The 26010-nt window shown below is 72.0% G+C and carries 28 protein-coding genes; 20 read left to right on the plus strand and 8 right to left on the minus strand.

Going from position 1 to position 26010, the window contains the following annotated elements:
• Positions 1-5: 5 nt before the first annotated feature.
• From OG276_RS39500 to OG276_RS39515, 4 genes are all read right to left on the minus strand, one after another.
• Positions 6-815 carry a 4'-phosphopantetheinyl transferase superfamily protein gene (locus OG276_RS39500; RefSeq protein WP_266914443.1) on the minus strand — a complete coding sequence of 270 codons (810 nt, stop codon included), beginning with the start codon at positions 813-815 and terminating at the stop codon, positions 6-8.
• Positions 812-1180 (minus strand): acyl carrier protein, encoded by a 369-nt coding sequence (locus tag OG276_RS39505; protein WP_266914445.1) that lies wholly within the window; start codon positions 1178-1180, stop codon positions 812-814. Before OG276_RS39505 ends, OG276_RS39500 begins: the two co-directional genes overlap by 4 nt.
• An 85-nt stretch (positions 1181-1265) precedes the next feature.
• Positions 1266-1433, minus strand: coding sequence for a hypothetical protein (locus OG276_RS39510; RefSeq protein ID WP_266914447.1), 168 nt, complete (start codon positions 1431-1433; stop codon positions 1266-1268).
• 189 nt (positions 1434-1622) lie between these two features.
• Complete coding sequence (locus OG276_RS39515) at positions 1623-2393, minus strand: helix-turn-helix domain-containing protein (RefSeq protein ID WP_266914449.1); 771 nt, start codon at positions 2391-2393, stop codon at positions 1623-1625.
• Between the two features lie 240 nt (positions 2394-2633).
• On the opposite strand from OG276_RS39515, the gene OG276_RS39520 reads away from it, so the two are divergent.
• Positions 2634-3305, plus strand: a complete 672-nt coding sequence (locus OG276_RS39520) for a DUF4097 family beta strand repeat-containing protein (RefSeq protein WP_266914451.1) — start codon at positions 2634-2636, stop codon at positions 3303-3305.
• Between the two features lie 143 nt (positions 3306-3448).
• On the opposite strand, the gene OG276_RS39525 is transcribed toward OG276_RS39520, so the two are convergent.
• Together OG276_RS39525 and OG276_RS39530 are read right to left on the minus strand one after the other, a co-directional pair.
• Complete coding sequence (locus tag OG276_RS39525) at positions 3449-3823, minus strand: DUF4267 domain-containing protein (protein ID WP_266914453.1); 375 nt, start codon at positions 3821-3823, stop codon at positions 3449-3451.
• Positions 3824-3973: 150 nt separating this feature from the next.
• Positions 3974-4936: an NADP-dependent oxidoreductase gene (locus OG276_RS39530; RefSeq protein ID WP_266914455.1), complete on the minus strand. Its 963-nt coding sequence runs from the start codon at positions 4934-4936 to the stop codon at positions 3974-3976.
• A gap of 93 nt (positions 4937-5029) precedes the next feature.
• Between OG276_RS39530 and OG276_RS39535 the strand changes: the two genes are divergently transcribed.
• Complete coding sequence (locus tag OG276_RS39535; RefSeq protein ID WP_266914457.1) at positions 5030-5461, plus strand: helix-turn-helix domain-containing protein; 432 nt, start codon at positions 5030-5032, stop codon at positions 5459-5461.
• A gap of 175 nt (positions 5462-5636) precedes the next feature.
• On the opposite strand, the gene OG276_RS39540 is transcribed toward OG276_RS39535, so the two are convergent.
• Together OG276_RS39540 and OG276_RS39545 are read right to left on the minus strand one after the other, a co-directional pair.
• The gene (locus tag OG276_RS39540; RefSeq protein ID WP_266914459.1) at positions 5637-6380 is read right to left on the minus strand and encodes a class I SAM-dependent methyltransferase; all 744 of its coding nucleotides are present in this window, start codon (positions 6378-6380) and stop codon (positions 5637-5639) included.
• A 268-nt stretch (positions 6381-6648) separates the two neighbouring features.
• Positions 6649-7122 carry a DUF1772 domain-containing protein gene (locus OG276_RS39545; protein WP_266886907.1) on the minus strand — a complete coding sequence of 158 codons (474 nt, stop codon included), beginning with the start codon at positions 7120-7122 and terminating at the stop codon, positions 6649-6651.
• A gap of 196 nt (positions 7123-7318) precedes the next feature.
• Between OG276_RS39545 and OG276_RS39550 the strand changes: the two genes are divergently transcribed.
• The 18 genes from OG276_RS39550 (at position 7319) to OG276_RS39635 (ending at position 25846) form a co-directional block, all read left to right on the plus strand.
• Positions 7319-8563, plus strand: coding sequence for an FAD-dependent monooxygenase (locus tag OG276_RS39550; RefSeq protein ID WP_266914461.1), 1245 nt, complete (start codon positions 7319-7321; stop codon positions 8561-8563).
• A 131-nt stretch (positions 8564-8694) separates the two neighbouring features.
• A complete protein-coding gene (fabD, locus tag OG276_RS39555; protein WP_266914463.1) occupies positions 8695-9666 on the plus strand; it encodes an ACP S-malonyltransferase in 972 nt (323 codons plus the stop codon).
• A gap of 106 nt (positions 9667-9772) precedes the next feature.
• On the plus strand, positions 9773-10192 hold the full coding sequence (locus OG276_RS39560; protein WP_266914465.1) for an acyl carrier protein: 420 nt from the start codon (positions 9773-9775) through the stop codon (positions 10190-10192).
• Positions 10193-10323: 131 nt separating this feature from the next.
• Positions 10324-11091, plus strand: a complete 768-nt coding sequence (locus OG276_RS39565; protein ID WP_266914467.1) for an SDR family NAD(P)-dependent oxidoreductase — start codon at positions 10324-10326, stop codon at positions 11089-11091.
• 38 nt (positions 11092-11129) lie between these two features.
• The gene (locus OG276_RS39570) at positions 11130-11582 is read left to right on the plus strand and encodes a 3-hydroxylacyl-ACP dehydratase (protein ID WP_266914469.1); all 453 of its coding nucleotides are present in this window, start codon (positions 11130-11132) and stop codon (positions 11580-11582) included.
• Positions 11579-12856, plus strand: a complete 1278-nt coding sequence (locus OG276_RS39575) for a beta-ketoacyl synthase (protein WP_266914471.1) — start codon at positions 11579-11581, stop codon at positions 12854-12856. Before OG276_RS39570 ends, OG276_RS39575 begins: the two co-directional genes overlap by 4 nt.
• The gene (locus OG276_RS39580; RefSeq protein WP_266914473.1) at positions 12853-13281 is read left to right on the plus strand and encodes a 3-hydroxyacyl-ACP dehydratase FabZ family protein; all 429 of its coding nucleotides are present in this window, start codon (positions 12853-12855) and stop codon (positions 13279-13281) included. The genes OG276_RS39575 and OG276_RS39580 overlap by 4 nt, the downstream gene beginning before the upstream one ends.
• Positions 13278-14567: a beta-ketoacyl synthase gene (locus OG276_RS39585; RefSeq protein ID WP_266914475.1), complete on the plus strand. Its 1290-nt coding sequence runs from the start codon at positions 13278-13280 to the stop codon at positions 14565-14567. Before OG276_RS39580 ends, OG276_RS39585 begins: the two co-directional genes overlap by 4 nt.
• Before the next feature lie 34 nt (positions 14568-14601).
• Positions 14602-16968, plus strand: a complete 2367-nt coding sequence (locus tag OG276_RS39590; protein ID WP_266914477.1) for a beta-ketoacyl-[acyl-carrier-protein] synthase family protein — start codon at positions 14602-14604, stop codon at positions 16966-16968.
• A 2-nt stretch (positions 16969-16970) separates the two neighbouring features.
• On the plus strand, positions 16971-18080 hold the full coding sequence (locus OG276_RS39595) for a 3-oxoacyl-ACP synthase III family protein (protein WP_266914479.1): 1110 nt from the start codon (positions 16971-16973) through the stop codon (positions 18078-18080).
• Positions 18081-18089: 9 nt separating this feature from the next.
• Positions 18090-18956 carry an ester cyclase gene (locus tag OG276_RS39600; RefSeq protein WP_266914481.1) on the plus strand — a complete coding sequence of 289 codons (867 nt, stop codon included), beginning with the start codon at positions 18090-18092 and terminating at the stop codon, positions 18954-18956.
• 173 nt (positions 18957-19129) lie between these two features.
• On the plus strand, positions 19130-20122 hold the full coding sequence (locus OG276_RS39605) for an aldo/keto reductase (protein ID WP_266914639.1): 993 nt from the start codon (positions 19130-19132) through the stop codon (positions 20120-20122).
• A 40-nt stretch (positions 20123-20162) separates the two neighbouring features.
• On the plus strand, positions 20163-21350 hold the full coding sequence (locus OG276_RS39610; protein WP_266914483.1) for an FAD-dependent oxidoreductase: 1188 nt from the start codon (positions 20163-20165) through the stop codon (positions 21348-21350).
• 43 nt (positions 21351-21393) lie between these two features.
• Positions 21394-22053, plus strand: a complete 660-nt coding sequence (locus tag OG276_RS39615; protein ID WP_266914485.1) for a thermostable hemolysin — start codon at positions 21394-21396, stop codon at positions 22051-22053.
• The gene (locus tag OG276_RS39620; RefSeq protein ID WP_266914487.1) at positions 22043-23710 is read left to right on the plus strand and encodes an AMP-binding protein; all 1668 of its coding nucleotides are present in this window, start codon (positions 22043-22045) and stop codon (positions 23708-23710) included. The genes OG276_RS39615 and OG276_RS39620 overlap by 11 nt, the downstream gene beginning before the upstream one ends.
• On the plus strand, positions 23707-24630 hold the full coding sequence (locus OG276_RS39625) for a TauD/TfdA family dioxygenase (RefSeq protein WP_266914489.1): 924 nt from the start codon (positions 23707-23709) through the stop codon (positions 24628-24630). The genes OG276_RS39620 and OG276_RS39625 overlap by 4 nt, the downstream gene beginning before the upstream one ends.
• A 49-nt stretch (positions 24631-24679) precedes the next feature.
• Positions 24680-25249, plus strand: coding sequence for a cupin domain-containing protein (locus OG276_RS39630; RefSeq protein WP_266914491.1), 570 nt, complete (start codon positions 24680-24682; stop codon positions 25247-25249).
• Positions 25250-25378: 129 nt separating this feature from the next.
• Positions 25379-25846, plus strand: coding sequence for an ester cyclase (locus OG276_RS39635; protein WP_266914493.1), 468 nt, complete (start codon positions 25379-25381; stop codon positions 25844-25846).
• Positions 25847-26010 lie beyond the last annotated feature (164 nt).

Here is a 26010-nt window from a genome sequence, read left to right on the forward strand (position 1 = left end):
CGCGTCTACCGGTCGGCAGTCGGTTCGTAGTCGGAGCACATCGACGGCTCGGCGGCGATCAGCTCCGAGGCGTCGGCGGCGGACAGCATCTCCATCGTCATCATGCGCGCGGTGATCTCGTGCGGTCCGTCGGTGAGCAGGGCGGACGCCGCCACGTGGGCGGGGCAGCTCGGCAGGTTCTGGACGATCCAGCCCTCGGGACGCTCGGGGGCGTCCTCGCTCTCGTCCGTGCCCAGGTAGTCGGCGGACAGTTCGCGTCCGAGCCCGGTGCCCAGTCCCTTGAAGTAGGCCTCCTTGCGCGTCCAGAGCCGCCCGAAGGCCAACTGGCGGTCCGTCGGCGCCAGCAGGGCCAGCTCCTTCTGCTCCATCGGGTGCAGATCGGGCGAGCACAGGTCGGTCGTCTCCAGGGACGGCACCCGCTGCACGTCGATGCCCACGGTCGAGGTCGCGATCCCGATGAGGACCACCCCGTGACTGTGCGACAGGGAGAAGTGCAGCGGTACCGGCGAGTCGAGGAGCACCGGCCGGCCGTGGGGACGGTCGCAGCAGGGGCAGGCGTCGCGGCCGAACTTCACCAGGCCCGGCGCGACACCGGTGTACGCGGAGAGCAGCCGCCGCAGCGCGATGTGGGCCGACAGGTAGGTCAGCCGGTCGTTCGGCCTGATGAACGCGGCGGCCCGTTTGTGTTCCTTCTCATCGAGCTCGTCCGTGACCATGCCGTCCTGGTTCTCCTCCGTCCAGTCCGGATGGCACACCCACAGGTGCATGTCCTGGTCGGGTGCGGCGATCCGGGCCGTCCCGGAGGCCTTCCTCATCGCCCCGCACTAGCGGTCGCCGCGAACCGGGCCTGGGCCTCCCGGCGGTCCGGCATCAGCGCGCACAGCAGGGCGGCGACCTCGGCCACGCTGTCGTCGCGCAGCAGGTCGGCTGCCTTCACCGTGACGCCGAGCGCCGTCTCCAGCTTCCGCTTGAGCTGGATCGCCATGATCGAGTCCACGCCCTGACTGCGCAGCGGCCGGCGGACGTTGATCCGGTAGGCGGGCGGGATGTCGAGGGTCTCGGTGAGTTCCTGGCAGATGTACTGCTCGATGATCCGCACGCGCGACCCGGTGTCGGCGGCGCGCAGGGCCGGCAGATCGGGCAATCGTTCGAGCCAGGTGGTCGTGTTCCGTAGTGCCATGGTTCGTACGCCTTCCATGAGGGGTGGGCGGGTCGCGCCCCGCTTGACGGCCCTTGGGCAGAGCTCCGGCCTCGTTCCGCCCTGCTCAGTCGCCGGTTCCGGTGCGGCGCGTGGATCCGGTGCGGCGCGTGGATCCGGTGGGGCGTTCCGGTTCCCGCCCGGCGACGGCGAGCCACCGCGGCAGGGCCGGACCGGCGACGAGGTCCGGCAGGAGCCGGGCCGCCTGGTCTTCGGGCGAGCCGTGCTGGGACATGCGCACTCTCCTTGGGCCCGATCTCGGCGGACAGCTCACCGGACCGTGCTCCACAGCTTCTGCGGGCCGGGTCGCGGGTTCAACACACCGCGTTTTCAGAGCCTGGCCAGAGTTCTGCAGACGTGGTTCACCCGTGTCAGGAACGACCCAGGCGAAGTTCAGGGGAGAGACAAAGGGGGCCGCCGGCCCTCAGGCGGAGTCCTCCGGGGACGGCGGACCGGCGGCGCCTGCAGCCCCGTCGGCGGGCGGTGCGGGCTTCGTGTGGAGGACCTCGCGGGCCTGCTCCGCGGCGCGGGTTATGCCCTCGCTCACGAAGTCGACGAAGCGGGCGATGTTTTCGAGGCGGGTGGCGGCCGGTGTGCCCGGGCCGAGGACGCCCACGCCCTGCCGGGCGGTCTCCACGAGCAGGGTGTGGGCACGGGCGCTGGCGATCATCCCCTGGTACCAGACGTCGTCGTCGACGACGTAGCGCTCGCGGCGGCCCTCGTCCGGCTCCCGGCGGACCAGGGACTGGCCTTCGAGGAAGGTGATGGCCTTCGAGACGGACGCCGGACTGACCTGGAGGCGCCGCACCAGCTCGGACGCGGTGAGGCTGCCCGCGTCGGTGGTGTAGAGCGCGGCCAGCACCCGGGCCGTCATCTTGGACAGGCCCGACTGCATGAAGATGCCGGCGAACGTCTCCTCGTACGCGCGCACGGCCTCGGCATCGCGCCCGTCGGCCTGCGCGGACGCCTGCGGCCCCCGGGGCACGGCCTGCCTGCTCCGGTGGGCGCGGCGTTCGGTGGCGCGGTGGGCCAGATCGGAGCGGTAGGAGGCGGGGCCGCCGTTGCGCATCACCTCGCGGGTGACCGTCGACGTCGGCCGGTCCAGCCGCCGGGCGATCTCCGCGTAGGCGAGCCCGTCGGCCAGCCCCAGCGCGATCTGCTGGCGCTCCTGCTGCGTGAGTCTGCCTCCCGGCACCGTGATCTCCCTCTCGTAGGTCTCTTGTGATCCCCAGCATAGCGTTCACTCTTAGTTCATTGCAACGCCGACTCGGTCTTCGTTGCATTGAATGCAAAGCCATTGCAACAAAAATGGGCTATTGACCTGCGGCAATGCCAATTCTGCGCAACGAGCATGTTGCAGGGTATTGGAATGCAACGTAGCTTTTCCGTTGTCGGAAACAAACACCGCAGCACAGCGGAGACACAGGAGAGCATCATGCAGAAGTTCGCCACCACCGCCCCGATCGCCGCCGTCCTCGACATCCCCGCCGGCCGCATCCGCCTCATCGCCGCCGACCGCGCCGACACCACCGTCGAGGTCCTGCCCGCGGACGCCTCGAAGGGCCGCGACGTGAAGACGGCGGAGCAGACGACGGTCGCCTACGCCGACGGAGTCCTGCGCATCGAGGTCCCCGAGGCGAAGAACCGGATGCTCGGCGCCGCCGGATCCATCGAGGTCACCGTCCAGCTCCCGGCCGGCTCCCGCGTCGAGGCCAAGGCGGCCGCCGCCGAGTTCCGCGGCGTCGGACGGCTCGGCGACGTCGCCTTCGAGGGCGCGCAGGCCACCGTCAAGCTCGACGAGGCCGCGAGCGCCCGCCTCACCGTCCAGGACGGCGACATCGCCGTCGGCCGCCTGGGCGGCCCCGCGGAGATCAGCACCATGAAGGGCGGCATCACCATCGCCGAGGCCGTGCGCGGCACGGTCGTCCTGCGCACCGAGTCCGGCGACGTCTCGGTCGGCGCCGCCGCCGCGGCCGCCGCCTCCCTGGACGCGGGCACCTCCTACGGCCGGATCCACAACGCGCTGAAGAACACCGAAGGCGCCGCCGACCGGCTCGAGATCCACGCGACCACCTCGTACGGCGACATCACGGCCCGCAGCCTCTGAGCCGCACCGCCAAGAGAACGGCGCAGTGAGCACCACCGGGCAATACAGGCAGCGGGGCGGCTCTTGAGCCGCCCCGCCCCGCCGCGCACCGAGAACTGTGAACTGAGAACTGAGATCGGCCGGGATCGGAGCCCGACGGTGCATCAGACCAGGAGGCCGATGGCGGTCACCAGCATCACCGCGGCCGTCGCGGCGTGGACGCCGTAGGCGGTGGCCTTCGGCCCACCGCTGCGCAGCACGATCACCGCGTCCGCGACCGGCATCACCGCGAACGTCAGCACGTACCAACCCAGCACCGACGTCGGCGCGGTGAGCATCAGTACGAACATGAAGATCCCGCACACGATCTCCCGCGCACCCTTCACGTGCAGCCAGGACCGGAAGGCGGGGTCATCGACCGGTGTGCGGGGAATGCCGAAGCCGGCGGCGTTCTGCGGCTTCGCGAAGACCATCGCGCCCATGAAGATGAGGGCCGCGCCGAGCAGGCCGGCGAGAACAGTGGCAATGGTGGTGAGCATCGGCTTGTCCCGTCCGTTGGGGGAGTCTCCTGTGACGGGAGAGTCTCTTGTGACGAAGTGATTGTCGTGTAGCTCGTGCAACTCGTGCAGTTCGTGACGGTTTTCGGCGACCCCGCGGTCACGGCGTCAGCCGCGAGACGGGGCCGCGCCTCACGGGACGAGGACGATCCGCCCGCGGACGCTGCCCTTGGCCATCGCCCGGTAGGCATCGGCCGCTTCGCCGAGCGGCGCGACGGAGTGGACGCGAGCCGGCAGTTCTCCCGCCGCCACCCGTACGAGCAGCCGGGCGAGAAGTGCACCGTCGGGACGGGCGAACAGGACCTCGACGGTGATGCCGCGCTCCTCGGGAAGCCGTGCGGCCGGCTGCACGCCGACGAACCGGCCGCCGTCGCGCACCGCACGCAGGGCGGACTCCTGCAGGGCTCCGGCATCGGCAACGGCATCCCAGCCCTGCCCGAGATCGGTGGCGAAGCCGGCGCCGAGCCCCCGGACGAACGGTTCGTCGGCCGCTCGGGCCATCCCGGTCACCTGCCAGCCGCGGTCCTGGGCGAGTACGGCGACATGAGCGCCCACCGCACCCGCCGCGCCGGTCACCAGCAAGCGCCGGGCCCCGGCGGGCGCGTCACCGAGGAGGTCGACGAGCTGGGCCGCGGCGGTGGCGTTGAGCGGCACCGCCCCGGCCTCGACCAGGTCCAGGCCGTCCGGAACGACGGCGACCTGCGCGGCGGAGACCAGGAGGTGCTCGGCATGGGATCCGTGATCGCGGTCGAAACCGTCGAGGAACCCGGCGACACGGGTGCCGACCGGCAGCTCGACACCGGGCCCGGCGGCGTCCACGGTGCCGGCGAAGTCCCAGCCGAGACCGGTGTAGTCCGGCTGGTCGACCAATCCGAGCCGGTGGAAGATGCCCCCGGCCACCCCCAGGTCGACCGGGTTGATCGCCGCGGCTCCGATCTTGACCCGGATCTGCTCCGGCCCCGGCTCGGCCACCGGGACCTCGACGGTCTCGATCGACCGGGGACCGGACGGCACACGGACCACGATCCGCCGAGAGGTCATCTGATGCATGGTCATCCGCTCCTTGGTGAGGGCCTCGTCTGCTGCTCTTGCCATCGCTGTGGTGCAGCACCACCATGGAGGGAGCTGCTTCCCCGTGGGAAGTAGGTACCTGAAAGTGCCTTAGTCACCGAGCGGAGGAGACGAGTTGTGCAGACCAGTACCGCGTCCCAGCGGCGGGCCGTAGCCAAAGCGCAGTACGACGCGTTCTTTGCGGCATGTCCCAGCCGCCAGCTCCTGGAGCGGCTCTCCGACAAGTGGGTCGCCCTGGTGCTCGCCGCCCTGGGCGGGGACGGCCCCGGGGCCGTCCCGGGCGGCGAACCGCAGCCCATGCGGTTCTCCGAGCTGTCACGCCGGATTTCGGGCGTGAGCCAGAAGATGCTGACGCAGACGCTGCGCGCACTGGAGCGCGACGGGATGGTGACCAGGACCGTGACCCCCACGGTGCCCGTGACCGTCACGTACGAGCTGACCGATCTCGGTCGCTCGCTCCAGGTGGTCATGCGGGGAATCAAGCAATGGGCGGAGGGCCACATGGAGGAGGTCCTCACCCATCGCGAAGGCTACGACCACAGGCAATGAGGGGCCGCCGACCGACTCGAAGGGCGGCCGGTGCCTGGCCCGGCACCGCGTGAACCACCGACGGCCCGGCCCTGGAAGACTCCCGGGGCCGGGCCGTCACCGCATCCGATGCGTCGTCAGGCGGCGCGTCGCCGACGGTGGATCGTCAGGCGGCGGATCGTCAGGCGGGCGATCGTCACGCGCGGCAGCGCAGCATCTCCAGCGGCGGGTTCTCGGCGAGGTCGGCCCAGTGCTCCGCACCGAACTCCTGCACGCCGGCCTCCGACACCGTCACCGGGGTCCAGGTCAGCTCGCTGAAACCGGCCGCCTTCAGGCAGCTCTCGTACACCTCGCGGCGCGGGAAGTGGGCGACGAAGGAGACCGGCGGGTCGAGCAGCGCCGTGGTCCGCACTTTGAAGCCGACCTCGACCTCCTCGCCGGTGAGCTCCGTGCGGAAGCCGTACTTCTCCGGGGTCGGCCCGTCGAAGCGGTAGTCGGGCGACTGGTTGATCAGGAAGAGCTCGGCGCCGGGCTTCAGGCTCCGGTGGATGTTGCGGCACATCCGCTCGGTGGTGGCGATGTCCGAGGAGTAGTTGAGGAGCTGGACGGCCAGCCCGATGTCGAAGGGTTCCTCGAAGGACCGCAGCTCGGCCGCGTCGCCCACCTCGTAGCGCACGCCCAGGGGATCGCGCTCCTCGATCGCCTGCGCCACGGCGACCATCTCGCCGGAGATGTCGATGCCGAGGACGTCGGCCGCGCCGCGCCGCTTGAACTCCCGGCTGTAGAAGCCGGTGCCGGATGCCAGGTCGAGCACCGACTTGCCCGTCACGTCCCCGACCAGGGCCAGGAATCCGGGCACGATGGCCCACTGCTCCAGCGGAAGGGCCTTGAACCCCTCGTACGCCTCACCGATCTCGTCGTACTGCTCCTGTGCACTCATCGTGCCGTCCTCCCCGTTCGTGATTCACCGTGCGAGAGGGCCCGACCCCGCCCGTGAACACGACGGATCGAGCCCTCCGACCGGCAGTCTCTCCCAAACCGACGAGCCATCAGCCTTGGCGAAAACCACGAAAACCGGTCACCCCTCCCGGCCTCCCGCACAGCCGCATCCCGGCGGTGGGGGCGCATGCCGAAGGGGACCCGCCGGGTGGCGGGTCCCCTTCGAAGCCCCGGCGCGTGGGTTCCCGGGGAGTTGCGGGGGTCTCGGCTCAGGAGGCCACGAGCGCGACGCACATCCCGCCGAGCGCCACCGCCTGGAGCAGGACCCGGACGTTGATGACGCTGTCCCAGGTGCGCTGCAGGCCACGGGCGTCGGGCGCGACGCGGCAGTCCAGCGCCGCTCCGGTCAGCTCCTTGTTCACGGGCGCGCTCACCTTGTTGTAGATGACCAGCCACACCACGAGGGCCAGGGCGGCCACGCCCGAGGCCACGGACGGCGTGGTCTTGCCCTCGAATCCGGCCACGGCGGCGGTGCCGACCGTGGCGACCAGGCCGAAGACGCCCGGTATGGGCATCCGGCTGTCGCCGAAGCGGTGGATCTGGCCCATGGCGCTGGTCAGGGCCGCGTCGTCGACGTGGGCCATGGCGGGCCGCTGGACGAGTGCCGAGAAGACGTCGGTGCCGTAGACCACCGCGTTCGCCATGGTGGCCACCACGGCCAGCGTGAGCAGGAGCGCTTCCATCACAACCACCTCTGTCGTTCTGCCGGTTGCCGCGTGGCCGTCGCGCCACGGGGATATAGCGATGCTAGATGTCCTGCCGACACTATCAACATCGGCGCTCGCAATGCTAGCGTTGACAACTACCGGAGTCCGTCAGGGATCTCGTACCCGATGGGAGCGGCCTGGCCGCCCGGACAGCCACGGAGGAGAGCTAGAGATGGCCATAGGACGACGTCCCCGTCGCGTACTCATCGCCGGCGGAGGGATCGGCGGCCTCGCCGCGGCCCTCGCACTCCAGCGGGGGGGCTTCGAGGTCGTCGTCTTCGAGCGCGCCGAGGAGCTGCGCGACGGCGGCGCGGGACTGCACATCTGGACCAACGGCGTGCTCGCGCTGGACTACCTGGGCCTGGCCGAGAAGGTCCTGGAGATCGCCCCGGCCCAGGAGACGGCGCACTTCAGCACCTGGCGCGGCGAAGTGCTCGGCGCCTGGCCGATAGGCGACTTCGTCACCCGCTACGGACAGCCCACCATCGCCGTCGAACGCTCCGTGCTGCACGGCATCCTGCGCGACGCGCTTGAGGGCCCGGTCGTGCGTACGGGCGCCCAGGTGACCGGCTTCGACCAGGACGCCGAGGGCGTCACGGTCCGCTTCGCCGACGGTGGCAGCGAGCGCGGCGACCTGCTGATCGGGGCCGACGGCATCCACGGCGCCGTGCGCGACGCCATGTTCGGGCCCGCCAAGAACCGTTTCAGCGGCTACATCGCCTGGCGCGGCCGGGCCCCGATGGAGCACGCCGACATCCCGGCCGGCACCTTCAACGCCATGTTCGGGCCGGGCACCCGGTTCACCTACTACGACGTCGCCCCCGGCCTGGTGCACTGGATGAGCGTGGCCAACGGGGCGCCCGGCGGGCGCGACGAGCCCGGCGTACGGGACATGCTGCTGCGCCGCCACGCGGGCTGGGGCGGACCGGTCTCGGACATCCTGCGCGCCACCCCCGAGGAATGGATCCTGCGCGGAGACGTCGAGGGCCGCAAGCCCGAACGCCACTGGGGCAAGGGCCGCGTCACCCTGCTCGGAGACGCCGCGCACCCCATCACCTTCAACATCGGCCAGGGCGCCTGCCAGGCCCTGGAAGACGCCCTGGTCCTGGCCGAGCACCTGGAGCGGGCGGGCAGCGACCCGGTCTCCGCGCTCCGCTCCTACGAGTCCGAGCGCCGCGAGCGCACCGCGCCCCTGCAGCGCATCGCCTGGCGCATCGGGCAGATGGGCTCGGTGGAGAACCCGCTCCTGATCAAGGCGCGGGAGGCCTTCATGCGCAAGAACTGGAACACCAAGGCCTTCGGCGCGGCCGAGAAGGGGCAGGTCGCCTACGGCACCCGCTGGGCCAAGGCCCCCGCGCGGGCGCTCGCGCACCCCGCCGCCCGGACTGCCGCCGCGCCCGGCGCCGCAGCCGAGTGAGTCGAGGCGCATTCGAGGAATGCGCCAGAACGTGATGCCAGATTTCACGGGGTCGAGAACCAGCCGTCTGTGTGCGACGGACCGACGGCTCGACGACCTGTCACCCACAACTCAGTGAGGTAGGAACGGGGATGATCGACAATCTCTTCACGATGTTTCCCGGTCAGGGCTCGCAGCGCGCGGGCATGGCCGGACACCTCCTCCGCGAACACCCCCGCACGGTCGGACGCGTGCTGGCCCAGGCGGAGGAGGCCACGGGACTCCCCCTGACGCACCTGTGCACCACGGCCCCCGAGGCGGACCTCGCACCGACCGAGATCGCCCAGCCCGCCATCGTCGCCACCAGCCTCGCGGTGTACGAGGTACTGCGCGAGGAGACCGGTTTCAGGCCCGGCGCGGTCGCCGGGCACAGCCTGGGCGAGTACACGGCGCTGATCGCCGCCGGCGTCCTCGAAGCGGGCGACGCGCTGCGCCTCGTACGCCGTCGCGGCGAGCTCATGGCGGGCGTCTCGCGCCGGGTGTCCGGGGCCATGACGGCGGTCATGGGGCTGGCTCCCGAGCGGATCGAGCAGCTCTGCGCGGCCGCCGCACCGCTCGGCGTGGTGGAGGTCGCCAACTACAACGAGGCCGGTCAGACGGTGATCTCCGGCCAGAGCGGGGCGGTCGCCGAGGTGGGCCGGCTCGCGCTGGAGGCGGGCGCCGAGCGGGCCGTGCCGCTGAAGGTCTCCGCGCCCTTCCACTGTTCGCTGATGAGCGCGGTCGAGGCCGAGTTCACCGCCGAACTGGAGCGCACCGCCTTCTCCGCGCCCCACCTGACCGTCATCAGCTCGGTGACCGGGGGCCCGGTGCGGGACGGGGCGCACGCCCGCGACCTGCTCCGGCGCCAGCTCGCCGGCCCGGTGCGCTGGGTCGACGTACTGGAATCCGCCTCGGCGCACGGCGTGGACGGCTATCTGGAGGTCGGCCCCGGCCGCGTCCTCAGCGGCTTCGCCAACCGCTCCGTACCCGGCGCCCTGGTGCGCAGCACCAACGACGAGCGCCGCATCGCCACGCTCCTGCGCGACCTGCGCCCGCAGCCCGTCGTCGGCGCGGCCGCCGCGTAGCCGCGTACCCGTGGTGGGCGCGTACGCCCGCCCCCGTCTCCGTCCCCTCCTCTTCCTCCCTCTCTTTCGTCCCCTTCGCGAAAATCCCCTTGAAAGGCAGCAAACGGTGCCCGAAACCCTGACCACCCTGTCGACCGACTACCTCCCCGCGGTCCAGGCCGCCATAGCCGACGCCCTCGGCATCGACGAGGCCGAGGCCGTTCCCGACGCGACCCTCCTCGGGGCGCTGGGTGCCGAGTCCATCGACCTGCTCGACATCCTCTTCCGGCTGGAGCGCGCCACCAAGGTGAAGATCACCGTGGCCGACATCGCCAACCTGCTCCAGGGCGGCATCCCGGACGAGGAGTTCGGCGACGAGAACGAGGTCGTCAACGACACCGGCCTGACCCACCTGGAGAAGGTCCTGCCGCAGTTCGACCGCAACCAGCTCGCGGAGCCGCTGACCGCCGAGGGGGTCCTCGGCCTGTTCACCGTGCAGAACCTCACCGATCTGCTGACCGAGCGCGCCCACGCGGCCGCCGCCTGACATGCCGTCCCGCATCCGCCCGGCCCCCCACCGCAGGGCCGGGCGGATGCGGGTGGCGCCGGGGCCCGTAGGGCGCCCGTCGGCCGCAGCAGCCAGGACGCCCACCTCGTAGCAGAAACGGGAAGAGACAGATGAAGCTGAAGGACCGCACCGCCCTGGTCACCGGCGCCTCGCGGGGCATCGGCCGGGCCATCGCCCTGGCCCTGGCCGAACAAGGGGCGGCTGTCGCAGTCAACTACCGCTCGCGCCGGGAAGACGCCCTGGCGGTCGTCAAGGAGATCGAGGCGGCGGGCGGCCGGGCCGTGGCGATCGGCGCCGACGTCTCCGACCCCGCCGAGGCCGCGGAACTGGTCGCCGAGGCGATCCGTCAGCTGGGCTCCCTGAACGTGCTGGTCAACAACGCGGGCACCAGCGACGACGGCCTGATCTACGATTCCGCGCCGGACGCCTGGCTGAACGTCATGAAGGTCAACTTCGGCGGGGCGTACCACTGCACGCACGCCGTCATGGAGCACTTCATGGCCCAGGGCGACGCCACCGTCGTCAACATCTCCTCCGCCATGGGCGAGCGCGGCTGGATCGGCCAGTCCAACTACTCCGCCTCCAAGGGCGCCCTGAACTCCTTCACCCGCTCCGCCGCGATCGAGCTCGCCCGGTTCGGCGTACGGGTCAACGCGGTCCTCGCGGGCTTCACCCCGACCGAACTGGTGGGCGAGGTGCTCCAGCGCGACGGGGGCAAGAGCATCAAGCGGCAGATCCCCCTGCGCCGCTTCGCCACCGTCGAGCAGGTCGCCGCGGCCGCCGTGTTCCTGGCCGGCCCGGACTCCGGCTACACCACCGGCGAACTGCTCACCGTGGACGGCGGATTCTCCGCCCAGCTCGGCATCGGCCGCCCGTAGGACCGCGGGGAACGGAAGGAAGAGACGAAGAGACGACGATGCGATTCCATCTGATCGACCGGATCGAGACCTGGACCCCCCGCGAGCGGATCACCGCCCGTAAGGTCACCACCGTCGACGAGGACTACTGGCAGGCCACGGCGAACGGCCCGGCACTGCCCTTCGGACTCGCGCTGGAGGCCCTGTGCCAGTCGGCCACCTGGCTGATCATGCTCAGCACCGACCACAAGCTGCGCGCGGCGCTGCTCGCCGTGGGCGAGGCCACCGCCCACCGTCCGGTGGTGCCCGGTGAGGTGCTCCGCATGGAGGCCAGGATCGAATCGATGAACGACGACGCCGCGATCCTGGACGGCACCGTCACGGTGGACGGCGAGACCGTCCTGGAAGCGAGCGGCATCATGTGCGCGCTCATCGACGCCGAGCGTCTCGACGACCCGGCGAACACGGCGCGCATGGCGCGACAGCTGCAGGGTGGAGGACCGGTCGGATGAAGCGCGTAGCCATCACCGGAGTCGGGGCGGTCACCCCGCTCGGCAACGATGCGGACAGCACCTGGGAAGGCCTGGCCACCGGACGCAGCGGAGTGGGTCCGCTGACCACCTTCGACGCCTCCGGCTTCCCGGTACGGATCGCCGCGCAGGTCAAGGACTTCGACGCGGCGGCCGCCATCCCGGCGAAGGTCGGGCGCAAGCACCTCTCGCGCGTCGGCCAGTTCGGCGTCGCGGCGGCCTGGGAGGCGGTCCGCTGCGCCGGGGTCGACGAGCTCTCCGAGGAGGTGTACGCCGCCGACGAGCGCGGCGTCGCCATGGGAGCCAGCGTCGGCCGTCCCGAACTCCAGGCGTTGCTCGACATCGGCCACCTGCGGGCCACCACCGGACAGGCGGACGCCTTCATCTGCCAGCCCCCCGCCCTGACCCTCACCGACGACCAGAACGTCCCCCTGGCCGCCATGGCCCGGATGGTCGGCGGCACCGGTCCGATGCTGGGCATCAGCACCGCCTGCGCCGGATCCGGGCACGCCATCGGGGAGGCGTACCGCGCCATCCAGGAGGGCGACGCGAAGCTGATGATCGCCGGCGGCTACGACTCGCTGACGACCTGGCTCGACCTGCTCGGCTTCAGCCTGCTCGGGGCCCTGACGGACCAGTACAACGACGATCCCGAGCACGCCTCGCGCCCCTTCGACGCGGACCGCAGCGGCTTCGTGGTCGGCGAGGGAGCCGTCGCGGTGATCCTGGAGGACATGGACGCGGCCCGCGAACGCGGCGCCACCATCCTCGCCGAGGTCCTCGGCTACAGCTCCACCCTCAACGCCTACCGCATCACCGACTCCCCGCCGGACGGCTCCGGAGCCATCCAGGCCATGGAGGGCGCCATCGCCGAATCCGGCCTCGGCACCACCGGCATCGACTACGTCGTGGCCCACGGCACCAGCACCCACGGCAACGACCAGTCCGAGACGACCGCCATCAAGAAGGTGTTCGGCGCCGAGGCGCAGCGGCTGGTGGTCAGCGCGCCCAAGTCCATGGCCGGACACCTGACCTCGGCCAGCCTCGGACTCGGCGTGCTCGCGGCCGTCAACGCGATGCGCCACTCCCTGGTGCCTCCCACCGTCAACCTCGACCGGCCCGACCGCGGGCTCGACCTGGACTACGTACCGCACACCGCGCGCCCCATGCCGGTGTCGGGAGTCCTCATCAACGCCTTCGCGTTCGGCGGCAGCAACACCAGCATCGTCATCGGCGCCCCGCAGGAGGAGGCGTGAGCACCGCGACGGAGGTGGGCACGAGGGCTGAGGTCCCCCACGGCTTCGACCGCCTCGTGGAGCTCGTCCCGGGCGAACGGGCGGTCGCCGTCCGCAACATCCCCGCCACCCTGCCCGTCTTCGACCACCACTTCCCCCGTCACCCCATCCTGCCGGGCGTACTGCTCCTGGAGAGCATGGCCGACCTGGCGAAGGCCGTCGCGGGCGGCGACCCGGCCGGATGGCGGCTCGCCTCCGTACGGGGCGTCCGCTGGAAGCACTTCGTGGCCCCCGGCGACCAGGTCGAGATCACCGTAGAGGTGACGGCACGCACGCAGCAGACGACCGATGTACGGACCACCGCCCGGGTCGAGGGCCGTGTGGTTGCCGCCGCTCGCCTCCTCACCCTGGTGAGCGCCGACGAGCCCAGGGAGGGCACAGCATGAGCGACGACAGGCGGCGCGTGATGGTGACCGGCATCGGTCTGATGACCGCGATCGGCCAGGGCGCCGCACCCACCTGGGAGAACCTCCTCGAAGGCCGCAGCGGGATCGGCCCGCTGCGCGCCTACGACCCGGCGCCGCTGCGCACCGGGATCGGCGCGGAGATCCACGACTTCGACCCCACGCAGTGGGCGAACCGGCGCACCCTGCGCATGCTGTGCCGCGGGGACCAGCTGGCCCTGGCGGGCGCCACCCTGGCGCTGCGCGACGCCGGCCTGGACGGCGAGAGCGACCTCGGGCAGCGCACCGGGCTCTTCCTCGGCAGCAACAAGGAAATGCCCCGCATGGACGAGCTGATCGCCCAGCTCCAGGCCGTGCGCGCCGAGGACGGCACCCCCGACCTGCACAAGCTGGGCCGGACGGCGTCCTCGGTGATCGCCCCGCTGTTCTTCGTCGAGGGGCTGCAGCCCGCGGCCGGCTTCCACATCTCCGAGAAGTACGGGATCCGCGGCGCCAACGCCTACTTCGCGGGCACCGCCGACGCCGGCGCCATGGCGATCGGCCGCGGCATGCGCACCGTACGCCGCGGCGAGGCCGACATCGTGCTCGCGGGCGGGTACGACGACGCCACCGGCTGGTGGGCCATGTCCAAGATGGACGGCCTCGGCGTTCTGTCCACCCGCACCGACCTCGGCCAGGAGGCCTTCCGCCCCTTCGACCGCGACCGCAGCGGTTCCGTGTTCGGCGAGGGCGCCGCCCTGCTCGTCCTGGAGGAGCGCGAACACGCCCTGGCCCGGGGCGCCCACTGCTACGCCGAGGTCACCGGCTACGGCGCGGGCAACGACTGCGTACGCCCGCCCAGCCCGCAGGCCAGGGCCCGCGGCCTGTCCCGGGCGATCGTCCGCGCGCTCGACGACGCGGGCGGCGTCTTCCACGACGGCGGCTACATCGCCGCCCACGGCTGCGCCACCGTCCAGGGCGACGCCAGCGAGACCCTCGCCCTGCACGACGCCCTCGGCACGGCCGCCAAGGCGGCGCAGATCAGCAGCATCAAACCGCAGACCGGCCACCTCGTCGGCGGAGCCGGGGCCCTGAACGCGGCCGTCACCGCGCTCGCCCTGAACTCCGGCGTCGTTCCCGCCACCCAGAACCTGCACCACCCCGCCGACGAGTGCGACCTCGACTACGTACCGCTCACCCCGCGCGAAACGCGGCCCGACAGCGCGCTGGCCCTCGCCCGCGGTCTGGAAGGCCAGGCGGTGGCCATTGCCATGGGGCGGACCTCATGACGGACATACGCATACCCCCGGACGGAGAGCGGACATGACCGACGACGTGTACGAGCACGACACCGCGCCGGACGGCACGGGCGGCCGGACCCGGACCGTGGTGGTCTGCGGCGTCGGCGCCGTGACCGCCCAGGGCGCCACCGCCACCGCCCTGTGGGAGGGCGTACGGGCCGGATACTCGGCCATCGGACCGGTGCGCGGCATGCCGATGGACTTCTACGGCACCGACATCGGCGGCGAGGTCCAGAGCGAGCTCGCCCCCGCCTACGACTACCTGGCCGCCTTCGGCGGAAGCGAACGCGAGCCCGCCGTCGACTTCGCACTGGCGGCGGCGCAGGAGGCGCTGGACCAGGCGGACCTCGGCGGCGTGCCCGCCGGCCGCTGGGGCGTCTCCTTCGGCTCCTGCAACGGCGGGCTGCGCAGCGCGGAGAAGCTCGCCCGCAGAGCCCGGGCCGGCGGCGCCCCCGAGGACGACGGCCGGCACTACCTGCTGGTGCCCCCGCAGGCCATCGCCGAGGCGCTCAGCAGCGCCTTCGGCCTCAAGGGGCCCTCGCTGTCGGTGAACACGGCCTGCGCCTCGGGCGCCCACGCCATCGCCCACGCCGTCGAATCGATCCGCTCGGGACACTCCGACGCCATGCTCGTCGGCGGCAGCGACGCCTTCACCGAGACGGCGTGGGCCGGGTTCACCAGCCTCCAGTCGCTGTCCAGCAAGCCGGCCGCCCCGTACTCCAAGGACCGCGACGGCCTCTCCCTGGGCGAGGGCGCGGGCATGCTCGTCCTGGCCGAGGAGTCCGTGGCCCGCGCGGCGGGCGCCCCCATCCTCGCCGAGGTCCTGGGCTACGGGCTCTCCGCCGACGGCTACCACGCCACCGCCCCGCACCCCCAGGGCGAGGGCGCGGCCCGCGCGATCCGCGGCGCGCTGAGCTCCTCCGGCCTCACCCCCGAGGACGTCGGCTACATCAACGGCCACGGCACCGGTACGCCCAAGAACGACTCCGCCGAGAGCAACGCGGTCCGCGCCGCACTCGGCGAGGCCGCCGAGAAGACCCCGCTCAGCAGCTCCAAGTCGATGATCGGCCACCTGCTGGGCGCCGCCGGGGCGGTCGAGGCCATCGTCACCGTCCAGGCGCTGGTCGAGCAGATCGCCCCGCCCACCGCCAACTTCACCGGCGTGGACCCCAAGTGCGGCCTGGACGCCGTGCCCGACGCCGGACGCCCGCACGCCATGGACGCCGCGCTGTCGAACAACTTCGCCTTCGCCGGGGCCAACGCGTGCGTCGCCTTCGGCCGCCCGGCAGGCCGGCGCTTCACCGCCGAGGTCCCGCCCGCCGGGGAGAAGGTGGTGGTCACGGGCTTCGCCGCGATCACCGCGGCCGGTACGGGCGCCGACGCGCTGTGGCGGGCCTGGCGCGGAGGCAGCCCGCTGGGCGCGCAGGAGGACGGACTGCGCGTCGCACGCGCGGACTTCGACGCGGCGGCGCACACCACACCCGTCGAGCGGCGCCGCATGGACCGCCTCGGACAGCTCGCCGTGGCCTCCTGCCGCGTCGCCCTGGAGCACGCCGGGCTCACCGCCGACGAGCGGGTCGGCGTGGTCCTGGGCACCGGGCTGGGCCCGATGCGCAGCATCGAGGACTTCCTGCGGCCCGTCCTCGACATCTGCCCCTCCTACGGCAGCCCGGCGGTGTTCCCCAACACCGTCTTCAACGCCGCCGCCGGCCAGGTCGCCATGAACGTCGGAGCCAAGGGGCCCACCTCGACGGTGACGACCGGTCACGCGGCCGGGGCCTCGGCCCTCACCGTCGCCTACGACCTGCTGATGCAGGGCCGCGCCGACGCGGTGCTGTGCCCGGCGGTGGAGGACCTCTCCCCGGGCGTACTGGAGGCCTACCGCGGGCTGCCCCTCTTCGGAGAGGCGGGCTACACCCTGTCCGAAGGGGGCATCGCCCTGGTCCTGGAGCGGGAGTCGAGCGCCCTGGCCCGCGGGGCCCGGGTGCTGGCCGAGTTCGCGGGGCACGCCACCGCCTCCGACGCCCAGGGCATCGGGCGCTGGGACGCCGGGGGCGAGGGCGTGGAGCGGGCCATGCGCGGGGCCCTGGCCCACGCGGGCGTCCAGCCGGGCGAGCTGACCGGGATCTGGGCCAACGCGGCCGGCCTGGAAAGCGCCGACGGCCCCGAGACGCTGGCCGCCGGCCGGCTCGAAGGGGCGGGCTCCGTGCCCGTCCACACCCCCAAGCGCACGCTCGGCGAGCCGGCCGGCGCGGGCGCACAGCTGGCGGCCGTACTCGCCCTCACCGGCTGGGACAACGGCCTGGACAGCGGGCCGGTCCTGATCAACAGCTCCTCGCTCGGGGGGACCCACATCAGCCTCGTCCTGCGTCCCGCTACGGAGAACTGACCATGTCACCCAGCACCGACCGGCACGTCTCCATCCTCGCCACCGGCGCCCACCTGCCCGGCGAGCCCCTCGACAACGACGCCCTGGCCCGGATCTGCGGGCCGCTGCCCGACGACGTCCTGGAGGGCATCCAGGTCCAACGCCGCCACTGGATCGTGGACCCGGCCACCGGCGAACACCGTACGAGCACCTCCGCCATGGCCACCGCCGCCGCCCGCCAGGCCCTGGAGCGGGCCGGCGTGGAGGCGGCCGAGGTCGACCTGATCGTGCTCTCCACCGCCAGCCCGGACTACCTCCTCCCGGTCGCCGCCACCTACGTCCAGGAGCAGCTCGGCCTGGCGAACTGCGCGGTCATCGAGGTCCGCGCAGGCTGCGTGGGCGCCGTCCAGGCCTTCGACATCGCCCGGCGCCTGCTCGCCGACGGCACCTACCGCACCGCGCTGGTCATCGGCGCGGAGTCGGTCTCGCCGCTGCTCGCACCCGTCTTCCTCGGCCGCGACCCGCACAAGGTGCGGATGCGCGACCGGCTCACCGTCTACACCTTCGGCGACGGCGCCGGCGCCGTGGTGCTGCGCGGCGGCGAGGAGGGCTCGGCCCACGAGGGCAGCCGCCAGGTGTTCGCCACGCGGTCCATGGGCGGCGCCCGCAAGCCCGGCATGCTGATCGTCGGCGGCGGCACCGACGCCCCGCTGCACGAACAGCAGCGGCGCACGCGGCTGATGGACATCAAGCTCGACATCCCCGGCACCGCCCAGTTCGGCCCCAAGGTCTTCGTGGAGGGCATCCACGACATGCTGCGCCGCTCCGGCCTCGCCCTCTCGGACATCGACGCGTGCGTGCTGCCGGAGGGCAACGCCGAGTACTTCTCCAGCGAGTACGGCACGGCCGGACTGTCCGCCGACGACCAGGCCACCCTGAGCAAGATCATCGTGGAGAACCTCACCGACGTGGGAGCCACCGGCTCCGCCGCGGTCCCCCTCGCGCTGGACGCCGGCTGGACCGAGGGCCGCATCCGGCCCGGGGACACCGTGCTGCTGCTCGCGATCGAGGCCAGCCGCTACCTGTACGCGGGACTCACCCTCACCTGGGAAGCACCCTTCCCCACCAGTTAAGGACGGAACGTGTCGATACAAGAGACGGTGCGCAGCGCGGTGAGCGTGGAGGAGCGCAACAAGAAGACCATCCGTGCGGTCTTCGACACCTTCGTGAACCGGGGCGACTTCTCCATCGTGGAGGAGATCTACAGCCCCGGCATGGTCGACCACCAGCCGCTGCCGGGCGCGCCCGAGGGGCTGGAGGGCGTCAAGTACACCATCGCGGGTCTGCGCGAGGGCTTCCCCGACCTGCACGTGACCATCGAGGACATGAGCGCCCACGGCGATCACGTCGTCATCCACAACACCTGGCGCGGCACGCACCGGGGCGAGTTCCTCGGCATGCCCCCCACCGGGCACTACATCGAGTTCCAGGGCGTGGTGGTCTGGCGGCTGCTGGACGACGGCCTGATCGCCGAACGCTGGGGCATCGGCGTCGAGTCCAACATGCTCTCCGTACTCGGCATGCGGCGCCTGGCGCCCTCCTCGCGCACCGCCGCCCGCGCGGCGGCCCGCCGGAGCGTCGAGCCCGCCACCGTGCTGCTGCCGCTCCCCGAGGGCGGCGCCGCGCGCTGGAAGGACGTACAGGCGGAGTTCTCCGGGCCGCGGCGACGCGAGTACGAGGCCTCGCGGCGCAGGGCCGGCATCCTCCAGGAGTCCTTCGCCCTCCAGCGGCTCGACGGCCGGGACGTGCTGGTGGCCCGGGTGGAGTCCCGCGACCCGGCGGCGGCCGCGAAGCGGCTCGCCCAGTCCCGCGACCCCTTCGACGTCTGGCTGCGCGAGGCCGCGGCCGAGGCGCTCGGCGCCGATCCCTGGGAGGCGCTCGCGGGGAACGCGGCGGAGCAGGAGCACACCTGGTCCTCCGTCACCAGCGAACTGGCCTCCGCGGCCTGACGCACGGCGCGGTCTGACGTACGACGAGGCCTGACGCACGCGCGGTCCGGCGTACAGCGGCACGACGGGTCGCCGCCCTCCTGGCCCAGGCCTTGAGGGCGGCTCCGGCAATTCTCTAGTCTAGCTAAGCTAGTATTTCTAGCGTCGATAACTACCGCGGAAGGCGCATGATGATGCGGCAACGAAAGCTCGGCAGCCAGGGCCTGGTGGTCTCCGAGCAGGGTCTCGGATGCATGGGCATGACCTTCGCCTACGGTCCGGCCGACGACCAGGAGGCCCTGCGTACGGCCCACCGGGCCTTCGAACTCGGCGTGAACCTGCTCGACACCTCGGACTTCTACGGTCCGCACACCAACGAGGAGTTCGTCGCCAAGGCCATCGCGGGGCGGCGCGACGAGGTCGTCGTCGCCTCCAAGGTCGGCAACGAGGTCACCCCCGACGGCACGATCACCGGCAAGCAGAACGGCCGCCCGGAGTACATCCGCGCCGCCGTCGAGGGCAGCCTGCGCCGGCTCGGCACCGACCGGATCGACCTCTACTACCTGCACCGGGTCGACCCCGGCGTACCGGTCGAGGAGTCCTTCGGCGCCCTGGCCGAGCTGGTGGCCGCCGGCAAGGTGCGCCACCTCGGCATCTCCGAGGCGGCCGCCCCGACCATCCGCCGCGCCCACGCCGTCCATCCGCTCACCGCCGTGCAGACCGAGTACTCCCTGTCCACCCGCGACGTCGAGGTCAACGGCGTTCTGGAGACGGTCCGCGAGCTCGGCATCGGCTTCGTCGGCTACAGCCCGCTCGGGCGGGGCCTGCTGACCGGCGCCATCCGCAACCTCGACAACCTGGCCGAGCACGACTTCCGCCGCGTGGTCCCCCGCTTCCAGAAGGAGAACCTCGACGCCAACCTGCACGTCGTCGAGCAGCTGGAGGCCCTGGCCGAGGCCAAGGGGATCACCACCGGACAGCTCGCGCTGGCCTGGGTACTGGCCCAGGGCGACGACGTCGTCGCCATCCCCGGCACCAAGCGGGTCACGTACCTGGAGCAGAACATCGCGGCCTCCGACGTCGAGCTGAGCACCGACGACCTCGCGGCCCTCGACAAGATCGCCCCCCACGGCAGCACGGTGGGCGACCGCTACCCCGCCGGCGCCATGGCCACCCTCGACGGCTGAACCAGGCTCCGTCCACCCCAACGTGAGTGAGTGAATGACCATGGCGAACATCACGATCATCGGCGGAGGCCTGGCCGGCCTGGCCGCGGCGATCACCGCCGCGGAAAAGGGAGCCCGCGTCACCGTCCACGAGGCCCACTCGCACCTGGGCGGGCGCGCCCGGTCGGCCTCCGCGCCCTACGTCACCAACGACGGCCCCCACACCATCATGGACAACGGGCCCGTCTGGCACTGGCTGCTCCAGCGCGGCCTGGCCGGCCGCTACGTACGGCTGTCGTTCCACGAGTGGACCCGGATGCGCTTTCGGCACCAGGGCAAACTGCGGATGACCCTGCCGAGCGGCTACATGAAGATGTGCTGGCTCCACCGGGACATCGAGGTCCCCGTCGACCGCTCCTTCCAGGACTGGGCGAGCGAGCGCTTCGACCAGCAGACCGTCAACGAGGCCCTCGGCTTCCTCGGCCCCATCCTCTTCGACGGGGATCCGGGCCGGCTGTCCGCGGCCTTCGTCTGGGAGCGGCTGCTGCGCGTGGGCACCCCCCGCTTCCCGCTGCCCAGCCGCTACTTCATCGGAGGCTGGGGCACCGTCGTCGAGCGCATGGAGCGGGTGGCCAAGCGGCACGGCGTGGTCATCGAGACCGGGTCGCGGATCACCGAACTGCCCACCGACGGACCGGTGATCGTCGCCACCTCGCTGGCCTCCGCCCGCAGCCTGCTCGGCGACAGCTCGCTGGACTGGCCCAGCGGCACCTCCGCCCTGCTCGACATGGCCGTGACACGTTCCAAGAAGGACGGGAACGTCTCCTTCGACATGGACGAGGGCGGCTTCACCTCCCAGTACTCCGACCACGACCCCTCGCTCGCCCCCAAGGGCGAGGCCCTCTTCCAGGGCGCCATGCCGCTGCGGCCCGGCGAGTCCAAGGGCGAGGCGCTGGCCCGGCTGGAGAAGCTCTTCGACCTGACGACCCCGGGCTGGCGGGACCGCATCCTGTGGCGCCGCGAAGGGGTCTCCAGGGGCCGCACCGGCGCCCTCGACCTGCCCGGCCTGAGCTGGCGCGACCGCCCCGCCGTCGACCGCGGGGACGGCGTCTACCTGATCGGCGACGCCGTCGCCGCCCCCGGCATCCTCGCCGAGACCTCGATCAACAGCGCCGTGCACGCCGCCGGACTCGCCGTCGGCGCCAAGCCGGTGACGCGGCGCACCGCCGTGGCCGGCAGCCTGCGGTGAGACCCTCCCCTCCTCCCACTCCACCCTCCAAAAGGGGCGGCACATGAGAATCACGCTTTCCGAGCGCGGCACTCCCGACTGGCTGGTCGCCGCGGACCTGGCCCAGAAGGTGTTCGCCAAGCAGTACCAGGCCAGCATCTCTCCCGACCCGGACAGCTTCCTCGCCTTCTTCGAGGACTCCGAGGACGGCACCGAGGAAGCCCTCGCCTGCGCGGGCCTGTCCTTCCCCGAGGGGGAGGGGAGCAGCATCCTGCTGGAGCGCTATCTCGACGGTCCCGTCGAGGACGTCATCGCCGCCTCCGTCGAGGCGCCGGTCAAGCGCTCCCAGGTCATGCAGGTCGGCAACATCTCCTCGATCCGGGTGACCGCCGGCGCCGAGATCATCAAGGCGATCCCGCTGGTCATGGCCTGCCTCGGCCGGCCCTACGCGGTGATGACGATGACCCACCGGCTCGCCGCCCTGATGAAGCGTCTCGGCGTGGTCTTCCACCCCCTCGCCGACGCCTCGCCCGACCGCCTCACCACCGAGGAGGCGGCCACCTGGGGCTCGTACTACGAAACCCGGCCGATGGTCGGGTACGCCATAGCCGCCGAACAGAGCACGCTGCTGCTCGCCGCGATCGGCCGCTACTGCTTCGAGACGATCGACATGCGGTTCGTCAGCAACCGCCCGGAGGCGAAGGTGCTGACCCGTGCCGCGTGACACGCCCCGGGTGTCCCTCGCCGGGCGACTGCTGGAACAGGCGGACAGCGAAGCCGTGATGGTGCGGGTGCTCGCCGCCGACGGGACCGCCGACGGAACCGCCGGCGGTTCCGCCGGGACGGCCGCCGCCTGGAGCTACCGCGAGATCATCGGCGCGGCCCTCGTCCTCGCCGGCCGCCTGGGGCGGTGGGCCGGGGAGCACGGCCGCCCCGCCCGGGTGGGCCTGCTCGCCGAGAACTCCCCCGAGTGGGTCGTCGCCGACCTCGCCGTCCTGTTCTGCGGGGCCGTGGAGATCCCGGTCCCCACCGCCTTCACCGCCGAGCAGGCGGCCTCCCTCCTGGAGAGCGCCGACCTCTGCCTCGTCGACGACGGCGGCGCCCGCGCACTGGAGCGCTGGACGGGGAGCACCGCGACCGCCGTCCTGCCGGCCGGCTGCCCCGTGACCCCCGTCGGCCTTCCGGAGCTGATGGCCGCGGCGCCCGCAGCGGCGCCCCGCCCGGAGGTCCCCGCCGGGGACGCGGTCGTCAAGGTCATCCACACCTCCGGCACCACCTCGGCCCCCAAGGGCGTACGGATCCGCCGGCACGGCCTGGACGAACTGCTGACCTCGCTGCGGGCACGGATCCGCCCCGCCGACTTCGAGCGCTACCTCTCGGTCGTGCCGCTGAGCCTGCTCATCGAGCAGGTCGCCGGGCTCTACATGCCCTTCCTCACGGGCGGGTCGGTGTCCTTCCTGCCGCCCGGCACCGCGCTGGTCGGCACCGCCGCCGACGCCGGCCCCCGGATGCTCACCCTGCTGCGCCAGGCCCGGCCCACCGCCCTGGTCGTACCGCCCACGGTCGCCGCCCTGTTCCTCGCGCTGTGCGAGGAGCGGCCCGAGGAGAACGTGCGGGAGCGGCACCAGCGGATCTTCGGCCACGACGGCCCGGTCTTCATCGCCTGCGGCGGAGCCCCCGTGCCCGCAGAGGTCCTGCGGCGCCTGGACGCGTACGGACTCACCGTCCACGAGGGCTACGGGCTCAGCGAGAACTCCTCGGTGGTCTCGTGGAACTTCCCCGGCGAGGTCCGGTTCGGCACCGTGGGCCGCCCGCTGGACCACGTACGGGCCGAACTGGCCGAGGACGGCGAACTGCTGATCCACAGCACCTCGCTGTTCGCCGGGTACACCCGGGAGGACCCCTCCAGCGTCGTCGTGGACGCACAGGGGCGGCTGCACACCGGCGACCTCGCCGAGATCGACGAGGACGGCTACCTGCGGATCACCGGCCGCAAGAAGAGCATGGTGATCACGGCGAGCGGGCGCAACGTCTCCCCGGAGTGGGTCGAGTCCCGCTACCGCGAACTCGGCTTCGTCCGCGAGGCGGCGGTCGTCGCCGACGGGCTCGAACAGGTCCACGGCCTCTTCGTCGTCGACGCCGGCCTGGACCAGGCCACCGCACGGCGCCGCATCGACGAGTTCGGCCGCGAGCGCCTCTCCGGCATCGAACGCGCCGCCGTCATCCACCTCATGCCCGAGGACGATCCCGGGTACGCCACCTGCTTCACCGTCACCGGCCGCCCCCGGCGCGACGTCGTACGGGCCCACGTACTGCAACGGCACCACGAGCCGCGCCGCGACGAGGCACACCACCACGAGAAGAACCTGGAGAAGGCATGACCCCCGCGCTCACGACGACCGCCGTCAGAACCACCCCCTACGGCACCGGCACCGGACTGCTCGTGGAACCCGTCGAGGGCGGAAGCCTCGCGGACATCGACCCGAAGGTCCTGCGCGACCTGCTGGCGGAGGCGGGCTTCCTGCTGCTCCGGGGCTTCACGTCCGACATGGCCGCCTTCACCTCGCTGGTGCAGGCCACCTCCACCTCGACCACCCTGGACCCCGCCCGCGACTTCTACTCCGAGGTCGCGCAGAAGGTGGACGCCGGCTTCGACGAGGTCGGCCTGCACACCGAGAACGGCAACAGCCCCTTCCGCTCCCACCTCGCCTGGTTCTTCTGCGAGAAGGCCGCCTCCTCCGGCTCCCAGACCACCGTCTGCGACGGCTACCGCGTCTGGGACGCCTTCAGCCCCGCCGCGCGCGAGGCCTTCGCCGCGCAGGACATCGTCTACAGCCGCTACGTGGCCGAGGCGCAGTGGCGGGCCATGGCCCACCACCTGCTCGGCGGGACCACGCCCGCGGGGGAGATCGACGTGCGCGAACTCGTCGCGCTCGGCGACCGGACGCCCGGCACCAGGATCGTGGCCCAGGAGGACGGCGGAGTCCGCTACTCCTTCCGCACCCCCGCGGCCGGCCCCACCGTCTTCGCCGCACGGCGCTCCTTCGCCAACAGCATCCTGGGCCCCTCCTTCAACTACGAGAAGCCGAAGATCACCTTCGCCGACGGCACCGAGCTGTCCGCGCGGCTGCTGGCCGAGGTCGAGTCGGTGACGGCCCGGCTGACGGAGAACCTCGACTGGCAGGACGGCGACGCCGCCCTCATCGACAACACCCGGGTCATGCACGGACGCCGTGCCATCACCGACCCGAACCGCACGATCTTCAACGCCCTCAGCTACATCGAGACCTCCGCCGCCTGACCGTCCGGACCGTCCGGACCGTCCGGACCGATGATGGGAGAAACATCCGATGGCACGCTCCGGAGACACCCTGCACCTCGGGGACGACCGGCTCACCTTCCTGGCCACGGCGGCCGACACGGACGGCGCCTACCTGGAAGTGGAAGTGGACTACGCGAGCGCCGCCCACATGCCGCCCGCGCACTACCACCCGAAGCAGACCGAGCTCTTCCGCGTCCAGAGCGGGCAGATCAGCGTCCGGCTGGACGGCACCCTGCACACGTACGGCGCGGGGGAGGAGTTCCACATCCCGCCGAACGTGGCCCACTCGATGTGGAACGGCGGCCCCGGGCGGACCCGGATGACCTGGCGCGTCACCCCCGCCTACCGGACCGAGCAGCTCTTCGAAACCCTGTGGGGGCTGGCCGGCGAAGGCAGGCTGCGCCCCGACGGCACCCCCTTCCTGCAGATGCCGCTGCTCGCCCTGGGCTTCCGCGACGAGTACCGGGCCGTCACCGGCCGCCCCCACGCCGTCGACATGGCCCTGTCCACCCTGCTCGCGCCGGTCGGCCTGGCCTGCGGCTACCGCCCCAGCTACCGTCCGCCGCAGCGCGCCGACCGGAGCGGCGCCGCTGCCTGACCAACCCCCTGCTTCCGCCCGTACGTCCACCCGCACGAACCGATATTCGAGCGGTACGCGAGGGCGCGCCGAGGTGTGCCTCCTAGCGTCAGCCGCATCAGTAGACGGTCACTGCGTGGAGGAATCGAAATGGCCATGGAGCACGAGTTCATCCTGCCCGGTGCGGACCTTCCGGCGCCCGACGCCGACCTGCGCAAGAAGCGCGAGGCGGTCATCCTGGAGCACACGGTCGCCGAGATCGCCTGGGACATCGACGGTGTGCTCGCCACGTTCCCGCGCGGTGGCATCTACCGCATCCAGGCCTTCGAGGAGGGCCCGCTGATCGGCGCGGAAGCCATCAAGAAGGGCTACTTCGCCGAGCTCCAGGCCGCCTTCCCCAACCTGGAGCACGAGCTGCACCACGTGCACCACACCCCCACCGCGGTGATCCTCGAAGCGCAGGCGCGCGGCAAGCAGGAGGCGGACTGGCGGGGCATACCCAACCTCGGCAAGTCCATCGACGCCCCGGTCGCCGTCTTCTTCCACTTCGACGGCGACGTGCTGATCGACGAGACCCTCTACTTCGACATCGCCACCTTCCAGCGCCAGCTCGGCTGACCCGGTACCCCCTTCGCGCTGATGCGGGGCCCCGTGCCGACACCGGTGCGGGGCCCCGCAGCGTTGAGCGGGCCCGACCGGAACTCAAGTTGAACTTGAGGTTCCGTCCGTAGCGTCATGAGCGCCGGCTCGGCATGTGTCACCCTCCAGAAAGGAAGCTCTGA

Source organism: Streptomyces sp. NBC_00086 (assembly GCF_026343255.1).
Classification (GTDB): domain Bacteria; phylum Actinomycetota; class Actinomycetes; order Streptomycetales; family Streptomycetaceae; genus Streptomyces.